Consider the following 13,783-nt stretch of genomic DNA (forward strand, 5'->3'; position numbering starts at 1 on the left):
GAAGGAATCGATGAGGTTCTCGACGCCGTTGACGCCGGCCTCGAAAACGCCTACGAAGCCGTCGAAGATGGTGTTGATGATGGTGAAGAGGTCGCTCATGGTGAGCTCCTTTCGATTAGTAGCCAAGCTCTTGCTGCCTGACTGGGATAACTCCAGTCTGACGAACTAAGAAACTCAACGCAAGCTCACTGCCCGCAGAAACACCCAAAATTGAACACCGTTCAGGAAGGTTCATTTAGGAAAAATTAAGGATATGACGGTTTTATTCATAACTTAAAATTTATCTAAAGTTTTTTCCAAATTGGTGAAAAATGAGCACTTTTCGGCTAGGCGTGAGTCGTTTTCAACGCTTAAAGGATCTCGCCCGGACGGTAGGTGGCAGCCTCAGGATGGGCCTCGACAAGCTTCTGCACACGATCTAGAACGCGGGACACCTGAGACTCCGCCGCACCGATGAAAGCGTGACGATCCTCCAGTGCCGCATCAAGGTCAGTCTCAGTCATCGGCAGACGCTCATCAGCAGCCAGACGCTGGATCAGGTCCTGTCCCCCACCGTTTTCACGCATGTTCAGCGCCACGGCGACAGCATTTTCCTTGATCACCTCGTGTGCGGTCTCACGGCCGACGCCTGCACGAACAGCTGCCATGAGGATGCGGGTAGTTGCCAGGAATGGCAGGTAACGCTCAAGTTCACGCTCGATCATGGCAGGGAAAGCACCGAATTCATCGAGAACTGTCAGGAAGGTTTCAAACATGCCATCCAGGGCAAAGAAGGCATCCGGCAATGCCACACGACGGATGACGGAGCAGAACACATCTCCCTCATTCCACTGCTGGCCGGACAGGTCAGCAACCATGGTCAGGTAACCGCGCAGGATCACCTGCAGGCCACCCACGCGCTCACAGGAACGTGCATTCATCTTGTGTGGCATGGCGGAGGAGCCAACCTGTCCCTCCTTGAAACCCTCGGTGACGGTTTCAGTACCAGCCATCAGACGGATGGTGTGGGACAGGGAGGAGGGGCCGGAACCCAGCTGAACCAGTGCGGAAACAGCATCGAAGTCGAGGGAACGTGGGTAGACCTGGCCCACGGAGTCAAAGACACGGTCAAAGCCGAGGTGGGAGGCGATGCGGTTTTCCAGGTCCAGAAGACGGGACTCATCGCCGTCCATCAGGTCCAGCATGTCCTGGGCAGTACCCATCGGTCCCTTGATACCACGCAGTGGGTAGCGGTTCAGCAGGTCATCGGTGCGTTCGATGGCAACGAGCATTTCATCAGCCGCGGTGGCAAAACGCTTGCCCAGGGTGGTGGCCTGTGCCGCCACATTGTGAGAACGTCCCGCCATAACCAGGTTCTGGTACTCAGCCGCACGGCCGGAGATACCGGAGACCACGGCGATGGCCTTGTTGCGGACCAGTTCGAGGGAACGGTGGATCTGGAGCTGCTCCACGTTCTCGGTGAGGTCACGTGAGGTCATACCCTTATGGATGTGCTCATGACCGGCCAGCGCATTGAACTCCTCAATGCGGGCCTTGACGTCATGGCGGGTGATGCGTTCACGCTCTGCGATAGATCCCAGATCAACTTGGTCAATCACTGCTTCATAGGCGGTGATGGCCTCTTCAGGAATCTCCACACCCAGATCCTTCTGGGCTTTCATCACGGCGATCCAGAGCTGGCGCTCCATGATGATCTTCTGCTCAGCACTCCAGAGGTTGGACAGCTCTGCGGAGGCGTAACGGTTGGATAGGACGTTTGCGATCTTCTTTTTATCAGCCACAAATTTTATTATTCCTCACGAACCGAAACTAACCTAGTCGCAGTTCAGGGGGCTACTTGCTGTTTTTGAGGAATTCCCCGATGCGTCGCACACCCTCGAGTGTGTCTTCTGGGGTGGCACACAGGCTTAAGCGAACCCACTTGTGTCCTTCGACCGGATCAAAATCCACTCCGGGGGCCACAGCCACATCAGCTTCTTCCAGCAGTTTCTCTGCCCACTGCTCCGAATCCTCCGTGAAAGCAGACACATCAACCCACAGGTAGAGGCCGCCATCGGGATCGGCAAAGGTGTCCAGACCAATCTCAGGGAGCTTCTCGACGAAAATATCGCGGACCTCGCGGTAGCCTTCTACGTGCGCATCCAGCTCCGCACCGGCCTCCAGTGTAAAGGCCGCCCGACCGGCAGCCTGGCCGATGGCCGGAGCACACAGGGATACTGATGCCTGAATATTTTCAATGGCGGTGACCAGCTCATCTGGGACGATGATCCAGCCGACGCGCCAACCAGTCATGGAGAAATACTTGGACAGGGTGCCCACCACAATGGCATTGTCAGAGAACTGACGTGCCGTGGCCAGAGGTCGGCCGAAGCTCATGCCGTGATAATCCTCATCAGAGATCAGGACGGCACCGTTGGCATCGCACCACTGCGCGATGCGCTCCAGTTCATCCACATCAATGATGGTGCCGGTGGGGTTGCCGGGGCTGGTGACGATGACAGCCTTCGGCTTCTGGGGCAGTTCCTCCAGCATCTGGGCGGTGGGCTGGAAACGGGTCTCAGCAGTGCAACGCAGATCCAGGATCTTCGCGCCGAGGGTTTCCAAAATATTGCGGTAGGCCGGGTAACCCGGCGCAGACAGGGCGATGTAGTCACCGTGGTCCAGAGTGGCGAGGAAGGCTGCCATGAAGCCGCCGGAGGATCCGGTGGTGACGATGACGTTGTCGGCGTCGGTGTTCACGCCGTAGGTGGCGGAGTGCCAGTTGGCTACGGCTTCGCGGAATTCACGGTCACCGACGACCTCGGTGTAGCCCAGTGGGCCGGACCGCAGGGCGATCTCGGCTTCATTGAGAACTGCCTCCGGCGCCCCTGTTGTGGGTTGGCCGGCGCAGAACATCAGCACATCCTTACCTTCACGCCTGCGGCGGTGAACCTGGTCAAGCATCTGCATGACCCGGAATGGTTGGACGTTGCTTCGGTTGCTGAGCAGTGAAGAGTTCATGAACATCAAGCGTAGTTGCTTTCACTGCTCAAAAGGCAACCCTTTAGATGGAGATGCGTCCTTCAACTGCCGGCAGTGCGATGTCGGTGCGGTAGTGGCTGCCGTCAAGCTCAATGGTCTCGATGGTGGCGTAGGCCTGGTCGCGGGCTGCTTCCAGGGTCTCACCGACACCAATGACGTTGAGGACACGGCCACCGGCGGAGACCAGTTCACCTGCGTCGTTGTAGGCAGTGCCTGCGTGGAGGATATTGTCAGCATCAGCGTTGCCGATGACATCGCCGGTGCGTGGGGTATCTGGGTAGTTGTGGGAGGCCAGCACGACGGTGAGTGCGTAACCGTCCATCCAGTCCAGTTCCGGGTGATCGGCAAGGGTGCCGGTGGCAACGGAGTTGAGCAGAGCAGCCAGAGGGGTGTTCAGCAGGGCGAGTACGGCCTGGGTCTCCGGGTCGCCGAAGCGGCAGTTGAATTCCACCACTGCAGGTCCCTTGGCGCCCCAGGCGATGCCGGCGTAGAGAAGACCGGAGTAGGAGCAGCCACGCTTGACCATTTCGCGGGCCACAGGCACGCAGACCTCATCGACGATGCGCTGGACGCCATCTTCTGGCAGCCAGGGCAGTGGTACATAGGCACCCATGCCGCCGGTGTTGGGGCCTTCATCATTGTTGAAGACACGCTTGTGGTCCTGTGCGGGCAACAGGGGAACCACGGTTTCACCATCAACAAGGCAGAAGAGGGAGACCTCGGGGCCGTCGAGGAAGGATTCCAGCAGGACCGGGTTTCCCCCCTCCAGCACTGCGTCCACATGGGCGCGGGCCTCAGCCCTGTCGGGGGTGACCACAACACCCTTGCCTGCTGCCAGTCCGTCATCCTTGACCACCCAGTTGGGGCCGAAGCGGTCAATGGCTGCATCAATATCTGCATCGGTGGCACCCGGGGTGATGGCTTCTGCATGTGCGGTCAGGACACCGGCGGATGCCATGACGTCCTTAGCGAAAGCCTTGGATCCCTCAATGCGGGAGGCCTCCTTGTTTGGCCCGAATACTGCGATACCCGCAGCACGCAGTGCATCGGCAACACCGGCCACCAGAGGAATCTCCGGGCCGATGACAACCAGTTCAACGTTCAGTTCCTGTGCCAGGGCAGTCACTGCTTCCGGATCATCAGCCTTGATGTCCGGATGGACGGTGGCCAGGGAACCCAGACCTGCGTTGCCTGGGGCAACGTGCAGTTCAGTGGTTACAGGATCTTGGGAAAGTCCACGGAGGAGGGCGTGCTCACGGGCGCCCGAGCCGATTACCAGAATGCGCATGGTTCAAGAGTTTATCCTGCAAAACTTGTTCAGAGCTATTCTTCCGTTCCCAGATAGAAACGGCGGGTGTTCTCAGACTGCTTCCGGGTGGTCTCCGGATCAACTCCGGATGCCTGATCTGCCTCTCCCCAGGCGTGCGCACTATCTGCCACAAAGGCCGCATACTCCTGTTGTGAGGGTTCTTCCGCAACCCCGGAAACATAACGACGCAGTGATAACAGGCTCAGATCCCAACCGACACCGGTGGCACCAGAGCCGTACTTCTCATCAGAGTGCTCCTTGATGTCCTTCGCATCGGTGCTGAAACCAGCAGCCAACTGCGCAACACCTTCCGATATCTCAGTGATTTCAACATTGAGGAAGGACACCACACCATCAAGCTCCCAGGTAATGAGAAAAGAATGATCTTTACAGGATTCAATTCTGCCCTGGGCATTATTTTCAATCTCGTAGATGAACTCATCCCTGTTGACCTTGCCGAACCAGTTTTTCAGGTGTTCAGGGCTGGTCAGGTAATCAAAGAGCTGGGCAGCGGAAAGCGGGTACTGGGCGCTGAGATGCTGTGACACCACTGCTGGATTATCACGGATAACGCGCCGGGTAATAGGCATTGTCGGGTTCATATCCCCCGATACTAGTAACCTTGAGCGCATGAGCACCGTTTTCACAAAAATCATTGAGGGCGAACTTCCTGGACGTTTTGTCTACCGTTCTGAAAGTATCGTTGCGTTTCTTTCCATCGAACCTCTCACATACGGCCATACGTTGATTGTTCCGGTGAAGGAGGTTGACCGCTGGACCGATCTCCCACAGGAAACCTGGGGGTTGGTGAATGAGGCTGCCCAGTTCATCGGCAATGCCATCCGGGAGGCCTTCGACGCCCCCCGTTGTGGTTATATCCTTGCTGGTTTCGACGTGCCTCACACCCACGTGCACCTGTTCCCCACCGACAAGATGGCTGATTTCAACTTCGCCAACGCACTTGCCGCGGACGCCGCTGATCAAGACAAGATGGAGGACGCAGCCGTGAGGATCCGGGCGGTTCTCGGAACTGATGAAAACGGCTGGCTGCTGGACTAGCTGTTTGTCTCCTTCAATGTCGGCAGGGTGATGGTAAATACCGTTCCCCTGCCGGTTTCGCTTTTCACGGTGATGGTTCCACGGTGGCCCTCCACCAGTGACTTGGTGATCGCCAGCCCCAGGCCGGATCCACCAGAGGCCCGTGAGCGTGAGGTGTCAGCACGGTAGAAGCGTTCAAAGATATGCTCGGCATCCTCCTGCGACATACCCACGCCATCATCACAGACCTGGATGACCACGGTGTCAGCCTCCGTGGCGATATCAATCTGGACCTTGGCATCCGGACCGCCGTGGTTGAGACCATTGCCGACAATGTTGGTCAGTACCTGATGCAACCTGGTGGGATCCCCTTCCACCACAGGAACAGTGTCAGCATTGTTCATCACAGTGATGGCGCGGTCTGGCCATGCAGCACGCAGGGAGCTGGTCACCGCCAGTGACAGCTCAAGCATGTCCACCGGGTGTTTCTCCATCTGCTGGCCCTCCGCACGCGTCAGTGACAGCAGGTCCTCCACCAGCACACTCATGCGTTGCGCTTCCCCACTGATCTTGGACAACACCCAGTCCGGATCATTGGTGGCACCGGAGTGGTACAGCTCGGCATAACCCTTCACAGAGGTCAGCGGTGTGCGCAGCTCATGGGAGGCATCTCCGACAAAGCGCCTCATCTGGGCTTCTTTGCCCTGGGCATTAAGGATGGACGCCTGGAGTTGCTCGAGCATGATGTTGAGGGCATTAGCCAACTGGCCGACCTCGGTGGTCATCGGCCATTGTGGGACACGTCGGTCCAGATCGCCCCCGGCGATACTCTTTGCGGTTTCCTCCACCTCACGCAGCGGTCTCAGTGAGCGTCGCACCAGGAAGAAGGAACTGATGAGAATCGCCACCAGGATCAGCACACCGATGATCAACTGGACCACCACCAGACGGTAGAGCAGCATGGTTTCACGCCCCATGCTCTTGCCCACCACCGTGATCACATCACCGTTTTTTACCGCCATGACCCGCCAGGGCGTTGCTGAGGCCGAGCCTTCCGCAGCCGCAACCGTGTGTGGTCCGGTTCCGACGATTGTTTCCACCAGGTCAGGAGCGGACTGGGCATCATTGAAGATGATGCGGGAATCATCCAGGAAGACCTTGGCCACATAATAATCACTGGGTGGGCCCTGTCGGAGACCACTGACATCAAAGATCTCCATGGTTCGGGCCCAACTGCTAATGGAGGTTTCCAAATCCTGGTCCATGCGTGAATATGAGACCTCACGCATGAGGCTGGACACCGCGACAGCATTGACCAACAGCCCCAGACCAGCGATGCCCACCACCAGGAGGATGATCCTGGTGCGCAGGGGGATGGTGCGTCCCGCCTGCCGGATGGGGATTATCTTGGACTGTTCTTCAGGATTTTCCTGGACTTGTACCGCGTAGGGATTCTCCGGAGTTGTCATTTTTTAAGAACGCGGGGTGCGCAGGACGTAACCCACTCCACGGACGGTCTGGATCAGCTGCGGGTCCTGGGTGTCTACCTTGCGACGCAGGTAGGAGATATAGGACTCCACGACGTTGCCATCGCCACCGAAGTCATAGTGCCAGACGTTGTCCAGGATCTTGGCCTTGGACAGGACCACCTCAGCGTTGAGCATGAGGTAGCGCAGCAGGTTGAACTCGGTCGGTGAGAGATCAATGAGCTCACCTGCCTTGGTCACCTCATGGGTCTCATCGTTGAGGGTGAGGTCGGCATAGGACAGGGTGGCATCATTGGACTCCGCTTCCACGTTTCCACCACGTCGCAGGATCACGCGCAGCCGGGTGATCACCTCTTCGAGGGAGAAGGGCTTGGTCACATAGTCATCCGCACCGATGGTCAGTCCATGGATGCGGTGTTCCACGGCATCCTTGGCGGTCAGGTAGAGAACCGGGCTGTCCAGCCCTTCGGAGCGCAATTTGGTGAGCAACTCAAAACCATCCATGCCGGGCATCATGACATCGAGGATGTAGGCGTCCGGGCGGAATTCACGCGCCAGCTTGAGGGCTTCATTGCCATCATTGGCGGTCATGACGGAGAATCCCTGGAACTTGAGGCTTACAGTGAGCAGTTCGACGATATTGGGTTCATCGTCTACGACGAGGACCTTGATCTGTCCGTCAGTCTGGTTTTCCATGTGATTCAGCGCTTCCTATAGGTGTTAACTTTGAGAACTTCTTCCAGTGAACACCTCCGCCCTCCGCCCGGGCTGACTGATTCCTGTGAATCAACTGTAAACCATGAATTCTTTTTTCAGCCCCATTCCACCTTCTCCAGATCAACACCCTCTGCTTGGACCTGAGCTTCCACAAGCCTCAGAAGATACTCCGCATGACCTTGATAAGTCTCGTTGAAACGTTCATCGGCCACATACATGCGTGCCAGAAGTACCTGTTTTGAGGCAGTGACCTCATACCACTGTCCGATACTGGAGCGGTGACGCAGAACCAACTGGTTGCCTGCCTCGCTACCGGGTTGGACACCGGCGGTGGCGGTGGCGACAAGCTCCCGGACGAAGGCTTCGTGTTCATCCTTGACAGCCTGCCAGTCCGCCTTGTTCATCTGCGCCTGGACGCGCTGGGACTGCTCCCATTCCGGGGTGTCACCCCAGCGCTGCTCAGCTTCCTCCTGATGATTCGGCCAGTCCCTACCCAACAGTTCAATCTTGTCTTCAATGCTCATGGTCTCCTCCTCGAGGATCTCATCAACCGCCCGGACCATCCGGTGCAGGTGACCGATCTGATCCACCAGGAGCGCACGTTGGCGCTTGAGATGCTGCGCGGCGGTCTCCGGTGCCTCCAGCAGCGCTGCGATCTTCTTCAGTGGCACCCCGGCGGAGCGGTACACCAGAATCTGGGTCGCCCGCTCAATATCACCGGCGGTGTAGAGACGGTAGTCCGTGGTGGTGCGCCAACCCGGCTGCAACAACCCGATACTGTCCCAGTGCCGCAGGGTGCGGGTGGTCACTCCGAGCAGTGCAGCTGCTTCTCCAATGGTTCGATCATCAGTCACACCATCCACCTCACCGGTTGACGCGGGGTCAAGGTCAAGACCTCCTCATGGTGAGAGTCAAACAGGACTCGCACCATGTGACAAACCAGATGAGGGGAACAAGAAGAAAAATACATCGGTTACCGTAAAGGAATGTCGTCTCAACAAGGTCCACCACAGGATGATCTCACCAGAGGAGTGGTGGGGCTCGCTTTTGCCGGAATGCTGATCATCGGCATCAGCTTCGCGTTCAGTCCTGGGCCTGCTGCGGTTCCCGGTCTCATTCTCGGGGTCTTTCTTTCCCTACTGGTGATTGCTGTGGGACGTTTTCCAGTGCCGGCCAGCATTGCCTTCATCATGGCTTTCGGGTGTGCAGCGCTCGGCTTTGTGGATGAACTGCCCACAACAGCATTTCTGGTTCCGATCTTCTGTGGTGTTCTGGCTTATCACCACCGGACTTTATGGATCATCCTCCCTGCTGCCATATCGCTGATTCTGGGTGTCATGGACCCGGAGAGCCCGGTGTCACCGGTAGATTTCCTTGCTCTGACCATATGGGCATTCATCATTGTTTCTGCCATTGGGATGGGAAGACTGCTGGGCGCCAGAAAGCTCCAACGGGACCGCCTGCGGGCAGAATGGGAAAGAAATGAACAGAAGCAGAGGGACCGTCTCGCCTCAAATCTGCATGACTCTGTCGTCTCCTCTTTAACCTCTGTGGTGATGAGAGCGGAATCGCTCACCCTGGTCCCGTTGAAAGACGTCGACCTCCCAGGTGAGCTCGAGGAAATCGCGGATGATGCCCGGGTCAGCATGATCCAGGTCCGAGAACTGATTCGCGTGTTGAAGGCAGACACAATCCAGATCCCTCCCCAGCTGCATCCCAGAACAGAATCCATACAGCAGACCATCACACGTCTCCGGGAGGCTGGTTTTATTGTGACCTCCTCCTTCTCCCTGAACAGAAACAACATTCCAGAGGAATCCGGCAATGCCCTGGTGCGTGTGCTTCCAGAGATTGGCACAAATATCATCAAACACGCTGCGCCTGGGTCCGAGATCACTGTTGATGCCCACATCCGTGGCAAGGGACTGGTCTTCAACGTGGAAAACAGGATAACGCCAGAGAGATTATCCATCAGTCGTCCCTACCTGTCCTCCGGGCAGGGCCTGGAATCCATTGCTAAAACCATCAGGGCAGCAGGCGGGTGCTTCACCGCCGGAGAAGAATCAGGTATGTGGTTGACCCGCATTGAACTACCCAGTTAAGGAACTTTAGTTCCCTGTTTCGCAGGTATTTAGACATCGGAGACTGGCAGCGCGCACACTGGATCAGGTGATGCAGATCCATCGCCAGAAAAAGGATAGAGATGCTTAGAAAAATAGTCACCGTGGCAGCATTGACCGCAGGTTTTCTCCATGGCACCCCCGTTCAGGCTGTCCCCCATGAGCTCCCGGCTGACACAGCAATCATTGCGCCCTTTGCGATCTACGACATCTTCAAATGCCAACGTACTCCCGGACTTCCCTGGTGCCCGTGACATCCTTGGTTTCCCACACTCCAATTCAGGTCCTGGTCGTAGACGATGAACCATCTGTCCTGGTCTATTTGAAGCGTTATCTGTCCGCCACTGAAGATATCGCCCTTGTCGCAGAAGCCTACGACGGCATCAAGGCTCTTGAAATTCTGCAGGACACCCCGGTGGACGTCGTCCTGTCGGATCTCCACATGCCCCGTATGGACGGGATTTCGCTGTTGAAGCACATCAACAAGAATCCTTTCGCCCCCGCGTTCATCGCCATAACCGGTGTGGACACAGACAGCTCAATGCTTCAGGTTCTTCAGCAGGGTGCGGCAGGCTACATAGTCAAGACTGCTCCACCACGCAGCATTGTCGACGCAGTCAGAAAGGCAGTTTCTGACCAGGCAGCACTGTCACAGCAATGTCTCGCCCGCCTGGTGCAGCATCTTCCGGACGATAATCGGAACCACCTGAATCTGACCTCTCACGGCTTCCCCCTTGATCTTTCTCATATTTCGGATGCTGAGCAGCAAATTCTGTCGCATCTGTGTGATGGTCTGTCCAACCAGGAAATAGCTCAGAAGATGCACTATTCCGAGTCAACGGTCAAGAAGAGGGTCTCCGAGTTGATCGCCCGTTTCGGCGCCACCTCACGCCTCAGTCTGGTTGTTTCCATTCTGAAATCCCAATGACAACCCACACCAGCCAGCAGCCCTCCCCAAAACCCACCTCGGTGGGTGCTCCGGGGCCGTTCACCGAAACCGTAGAGCATCACAGCGATACGAAAGGGGCTGTACAGGGAACGAAAGGTCCCTATGCGCGTTGACCCCTGTCTTTATCGACGAGGAACCGGATAGCGTCACATCCGTCACTTCTCCTCTACTGGTAAGGGTAAAAATGTCTTCTTTCCGCTCTCGTTCCATCGCCGGCAGCCTTGCAGTCGCCGTCGCACTGTCAATTTTCACCGTTCCGGTGAATGCAACACCTGCTCAAACTACAGAGGTGCCAGCGAGTGAACCTGGGGCAATCTCCCCTGCGAACCTCGATCCGGCTCTCGACGCAGAAGCCCGGGATTTAGAAGATGGTCTGGAGTACATCCTGTCCATCCCTGATGAGGTACTGCTCCAGGGCGATGCAGCCACCCAGGCCTGGGTGAAGGAGAACTCCCCTTCTGAAAATGCCTCGGGCGGGGTGTCCACCGCAGCTGTGAGTGTTCTCGGATGCACCACCGCAATTGTCGGCATGATCGGTGGAAACCTGGTGGGAGCGGCGAAACTCCTGAAGATCAAGAAATACATCAAGGAACTCGGTGGGGTGAAGGACGCCGTACAACTCATGTGGGGTGCCAGCTTCAGCGCTGAGAAGATGATGGCGGTCGGTGGCGCCCTGGGGTCTCTGGCTGCGGAGCTCACCGGCGTTGCTGCCATCCGTGACAAGTGCTTTGCTTAACTAAAACTCTTATCCACATAATCAGCAAAGGAAAAACCATGATCAGGTCACTGACCACCGTAGGGTCCTATATTTCCATCGCTGCCTCAGCACTGGCGATCATCACCGGCCAGTTCCTCCTCGGTGCTGTCGTTGCCGCCGTGGGGGTCTGGGGTCTGTATTCAGAACACAAATCTTCCACATCTCCGGGTATTGACCCCGATAGGCCGATTCCATCAGTGGACGCGTTGAAAAAGTTCCGTGGCGAACATCCCGACCTGTCTTTCACTGAAGCGATATCTGCGCTTCAGAAGACCGGAAATTAGACTTTCCACCAGCAGGTACTCTGACGATTGAATCAGGGTGCCTGCTGGTTTTCCCCGCCGCCACAGCAGGAGCACACATGCTTCGCTGATAACCATAGCGTCTCCATCCGCTCTCATCAGGCCTCCACCCTAATCTTCCCCACGGCCCTTCCGGAGCATCATCCCCGGACAAGCGTGGGTTTCTGCCATAAAGTCATCCCCATGACTGTTGTGGAGCAAAAAGGGAAACCCGGTGTCCGAAGTGACCGTGGCACGATCTTCTCATGGGCTTTCTGGGACTGGGGTTCCGCCGCCTTCAACGCGGTTTTAGTCACCTTCATCTTCTCGGTCTATCTGACCGATTCCGTGGGGTCGACCCTGGGTTCCGGCAACGCAACCTCCCTGTACTCCATGGCCGTGGCCCTGGCTGGTGTGATCGTGGCGGTGGTGGCACCGGTCATGGGCAGACGCTCAGATATCAGAGGAACCCGACGGTCTTCCCTGCGCATCTGGACCATGGTCACTGTGGTACTCATGTTCAGCCTCTTCGCGGTGAAGAACAACGATCCGATGTATTTCTGGATCGGTGTGGCCATCATGGCCGTGGCCAATGTGACCTTCGAGTTCGCTGAGGTCCAGTACTATGCCCAGCTCTCACAGATCTCCACCAGAAAAACCGTGGGCAGGGTCTCCGGCTTTGGTTGGGCCATGGGCTATTTTGGGGGCATTTTCCTGCTGCTGATCTGTTATTTCGGATTCGTTGCCGGTGAGGGCGATACCCGTGGCTTCTTCAACATCCCCGTCGAAGACGGCCTGAACATCCGGCTGGTGGCCGTCTTCGCCGCCGCTTGGTTCCTCATCTCTGCTATCCCGGCGCTGCTGCGAGTCCCGGAGATCGAGCAGCAGGTGGCTGAAGGTGAACAGCCCAAGGGCATCATCGCCGCCTACCAGGACCTGTTCGCTGAGGTGAGAAAACTCTGGCGCAATGACAGGAACTCCGTCTTCTTCCTCATTTCCGCCGCCATCTTCCGCGATGGGCTGGCCGGTGTATTCACCTTCGGGGCGATCCTGGCGGTGACCGTCTACGGGCTTTCTGCCGGTGATGTCCTGCTCTTCGGTATCGCCGCCAACGTGATTTCCGCCATCGGTGCACTGCTGGGTGGTTTCCTTGATGACAAGATCGGCCCTAAACCCATCATCGTGATCTCGCTGTCCATCATGATCATCGATGTGGGCATCATGTACTTCGTGGAGGGCCCCCAGAACTTCTGGATCTACGGACTCATCCTCTGTGCTTTTGTGGGGCCGGCCCAGTCAGCATCACGAAGCTTCCTCACCCGCCTCTCCCCCGACGGTCAGGAAGGTCAGCTTTTTGGTCTCTACGCCACCACCGGCCGTGCGGTCAGCTGGATGGCACCCGGTCTTTTCGGCCTGTTTGTTGCTATCACCGGCGAGGACCGCACCGGCATCCTCGGCATCGGTCTGCTGCTCCTGGTGGGTATGGCCCTGCTGCTGGTGCTGGTGAAGGCACCAGAGAAGAGCAACTGATTGAGATAGACAGAAATGCACAAGAGGCCAACCAGGCTCACAATAACTAGCCCGGCTGGACTCTCTGCGTCCTAAGAGGGATTAGACGTCGCGTGCCACGAGATCTTCCAAGGACTCAGGGGAGAGCAGATAAGGGGCGACCTCGAGCACGGTGAAAGCACCGGACTGACCTTGCTCCTTCAGGCGGTAAGCCGCGCGGCCGAAGGCGATCTGGGAGGAAGCGGTGAAGTCCGGGTTGCGCTCCAGCTTCAGGGTGAACTCGATGGTGTGGTGGAATCCGCCGGTGTCACCGGTGGTGATCACATGCCCACCGTGTGGCATGCCGGTGTGTTCCGCGTCGAAGGTGGCTTCGTCGATAAAGTTGACCTCCACCTCATAGCCAACGAAGTAGTCGGCCATGGTGCGGATCTCATTCTCGATGCGCTCCTGCTCGGACTCAGGGGCCACCACATAGCAGTGGCGCTGGTGGGTCTGCTTGCCGGTCAGGCCTTCAGCCTCACCGCGGCGGGCCTTCTCCAGTGCTTCCTCAGACGGCAGTGTGTACTGGACGGCCTTCTGGACACCGTTGATGCGT

At 57.3% G+C, this 13,783-nt stretch carries 15 protein-coding genes; 7 read left to right on the forward strand and 8 right to left on the reverse strand.

Annotation, left to right across the window (positions count from 1 at the left end; genetic code table 11):
- Nucleotides 1-350: 350 nt before the first annotated feature.
- The 4 genes from purB to Q0M74_RS08985 all read right to left on the reverse strand — a co-directional run bounded on the left by purB (nucleotide 351) and on the right by Q0M74_RS08985 (nucleotide 4,932).
- Nucleotides 351-1,790: an adenylosuccinate lyase gene (purB, locus tag Q0M74_RS08970; RefSeq protein ID WP_293953591.1), complete on the reverse strand. Its 1,440-nt coding sequence runs from the start codon at nucleotides 1,788-1,790 to the stop codon at nucleotides 351-353.
- 43 nt (nucleotides 1,791-1,833) lie between these two features.
- Nucleotides 1,834-2,949, reverse strand: a complete 1,116-nt coding sequence (locus Q0M74_RS08975; protein ID WP_293953593.1) for a pyridoxal phosphate-dependent aminotransferase — start codon at nucleotides 2,947-2,949, stop codon at nucleotides 1,834-1,836.
- Between the two features lie 94 nt (nucleotides 2,950-3,043).
- Nucleotides 3,044-4,309: a phosphoribosylamine--glycine ligase gene (gene purD / locus Q0M74_RS08980; protein WP_293953565.1), complete on the reverse strand. Its 1,266-nt coding sequence runs from the start codon at nucleotides 4,307-4,309 to the stop codon at nucleotides 3,044-3,046.
- Nucleotides 4,310-4,344: 35 nt separating this feature from the next.
- Nucleotides 4,345-4,932 (reverse strand): hypothetical protein, encoded by a 588-nt coding sequence (locus tag Q0M74_RS08985; RefSeq protein ID WP_293953567.1) that lies wholly within the window; start codon nucleotides 4,930-4,932, stop codon nucleotides 4,345-4,347.
- Nucleotides 4,933-4,960: 28 nt separating this feature from the next.
- Between Q0M74_RS08985 and Q0M74_RS08990 the strand changes: the two genes are divergently transcribed.
- The gene (locus tag Q0M74_RS08990; protein ID WP_293953569.1) at nucleotides 4,961-5,389 is read left to right on the forward strand and encodes an HIT family protein; all 429 of its coding nucleotides are present in this window, start codon (nucleotides 4,961-4,963) and stop codon (nucleotides 5,387-5,389) included.
- On the opposite strand, the gene Q0M74_RS08995 is transcribed toward Q0M74_RS08990, so the two are convergent.
- From Q0M74_RS08995 to Q0M74_RS09005, 3 genes are all read right to left on the reverse strand, one after another.
- Nucleotides 5,386-6,837 carry a cell wall metabolism sensor histidine kinase WalK gene (locus tag Q0M74_RS08995; protein WP_293953571.1) on the reverse strand — a complete coding sequence of 484 codons (1,452 nt, stop codon included), beginning with the start codon at nucleotides 6,835-6,837 and terminating at the stop codon, nucleotides 5,386-5,388. The genes Q0M74_RS08990 and Q0M74_RS08995 overlap by 4 nt on opposite strands.
- Nucleotides 6,838-6,840: 3 nt before the next feature.
- Nucleotides 6,841-7,551 (reverse strand): response regulator transcription factor, encoded by a 711-nt coding sequence (locus Q0M74_RS09000; RefSeq protein ID WP_293953573.1) that lies wholly within the window; start codon nucleotides 7,549-7,551, stop codon nucleotides 6,841-6,843.
- Between the two features lie 116 nt (nucleotides 7,552-7,667).
- Complete coding sequence (locus tag Q0M74_RS09005) at nucleotides 7,668-8,426, reverse strand: MerR family transcriptional regulator (RefSeq protein WP_293953575.1); 759 nt, start codon at nucleotides 8,424-8,426, stop codon at nucleotides 7,668-7,670.
- Between the two features lie 132 nt (nucleotides 8,427-8,558).
- Here Q0M74_RS09005 and Q0M74_RS09010 point away from each other — a divergent pair, with 132 nt between their 5' ends.
- The 6 genes from Q0M74_RS09010 (at nucleotide 8,559) to Q0M74_RS09035 (ending at nucleotide 13,209) form a co-directional block, all read left to right on the forward strand.
- Nucleotides 8,559-9,674, forward strand: a complete 1,116-nt coding sequence (locus Q0M74_RS09010; protein WP_293953577.1) for a sensor histidine kinase — start codon at nucleotides 8,559-8,561, stop codon at nucleotides 9,672-9,674.
- Nucleotides 9,675-9,775: 101 nt separating this feature from the next.
- Entirely contained in the window at nucleotides 9,776-9,946 is a 171-nt protein-coding gene (locus tag Q0M74_RS09015; protein ID WP_293953579.1) for a hypothetical protein, read from the forward strand.
- A complete protein-coding gene (locus tag Q0M74_RS09020) occupies nucleotides 9,943-10,620 on the forward strand; it encodes a response regulator transcription factor (RefSeq protein ID WP_293953581.1) in 678 nt (225 codons plus the stop codon). Before Q0M74_RS09015 ends, Q0M74_RS09020 begins: the two co-directional genes overlap by 4 nt.
- A 205-nt stretch (nucleotides 10,621-10,825) precedes the next feature.
- Nucleotides 10,826-11,377, forward strand: coding sequence for a hypothetical protein (locus Q0M74_RS09025; protein WP_293953583.1), 552 nt, complete (start codon nucleotides 10,826-10,828; stop codon nucleotides 11,375-11,377).
- A 38-nt stretch (nucleotides 11,378-11,415) separates the two neighbouring features.
- Nucleotides 11,416-11,682: a hypothetical protein gene (locus Q0M74_RS09030; protein WP_293953585.1), complete on the forward strand. Its 267-nt coding sequence runs from the start codon at nucleotides 11,416-11,418 to the stop codon at nucleotides 11,680-11,682.
- Between the two features lie 201 nt (nucleotides 11,683-11,883).
- On the forward strand, nucleotides 11,884-13,209 hold the full coding sequence (locus Q0M74_RS09035; RefSeq protein WP_293953587.1) for an MFS transporter: 1,326 nt from the start codon (nucleotides 11,884-11,886) through the stop codon (nucleotides 13,207-13,209).
- Between the two features lie 81 nt (nucleotides 13,210-13,290).
- On the opposite strand, the gene Q0M74_RS09040 is transcribed toward Q0M74_RS09035, so the two are convergent.
- Nucleotides 13,291-13,783 (reverse strand): diaminopimelate dehydrogenase (locus Q0M74_RS09040; RefSeq protein ID WP_293953589.1); only part of this gene is annotated, 493 nt, incomplete at its 5' end.

This window comes from uncultured Corynebacterium sp., from assembly GCF_945649885.1.
In the GTDB taxonomy this organism is placed as follows: Bacteria; Actinomycetota; Actinomycetes; order Mycobacteriales; family Mycobacteriaceae; genus Corynebacterium.

What these genes read in the sequence shown, in the direction of transcription:
- purD (WP_293953565.1), bottom strand. Translation starts at nt 4,309, where the DNA reads ATGCGCATTCTGGTAATCGGCTCGGGCGCCCGTGAGCACGCCCTCCTC.
- Q0M74_RS09030 (WP_293953585.1), top strand. Translation starts at nt 11,416, where the DNA reads ATGATCAGGTCACTGACCACCGTAGGGTCCTATATTTCCATCGCTGCC.
- Q0M74_RS09000 (WP_293953573.1), bottom strand. Translation starts at nt 7,551, where the DNA reads ATGGAAAACCAGACTGACGGACAGATCAAGGTCCTCGTCGTAGACGAT.
- Q0M74_RS08975 (WP_293953593.1), bottom strand. Translation starts at nt 2,949, where the DNA reads ATGCAGATGCTTGACCAGGTTCACCGCCGCAGGCGTGAAGGTAAGGAT.
- Q0M74_RS08985 (WP_293953567.1), bottom strand. Translation starts at nt 4,932, where the DNA reads ATGAACCCGACAATGCCTATTACCCGGCGCGTTATCCGTGATAATCCA.
- Q0M74_RS08990 (WP_293953569.1), top strand. Translation starts at nt 4,961, where the DNA reads ATGAGCACCGTTTTCACAAAAATCATTGAGGGCGAACTTCCTGGACGT.
- Q0M74_RS08995 (WP_293953571.1), bottom strand. Translation starts at nt 6,837, where the DNA reads ATGACAACTCCGGAGAATCCCTACGCGGTACAAGTCCAGGAAAATCCT.
- Q0M74_RS09010 (WP_293953577.1), top strand. Translation starts at nt 8,559, where the DNA reads ATGTCGTCTCAACAAGGTCCACCACAGGATGATCTCACCAGAGGAGTG.
- Q0M74_RS09015 (WP_293953579.1), top strand. Translation starts at nt 9,776, where the DNA reads ATGCTTAGAAAAATAGTCACCGTGGCAGCATTGACCGCAGGTTTTCTC.
- Q0M74_RS09025 (WP_293953583.1), top strand. Translation starts at nt 10,826, where the DNA reads ATGTCTTCTTTCCGCTCTCGTTCCATCGCCGGCAGCCTTGCAGTCGCC.
- Q0M74_RS09035 (WP_293953587.1), top strand. Translation starts at nt 11,884, where the DNA reads ATGACTGTTGTGGAGCAAAAAGGGAAACCCGGTGTCCGAAGTGACCGT.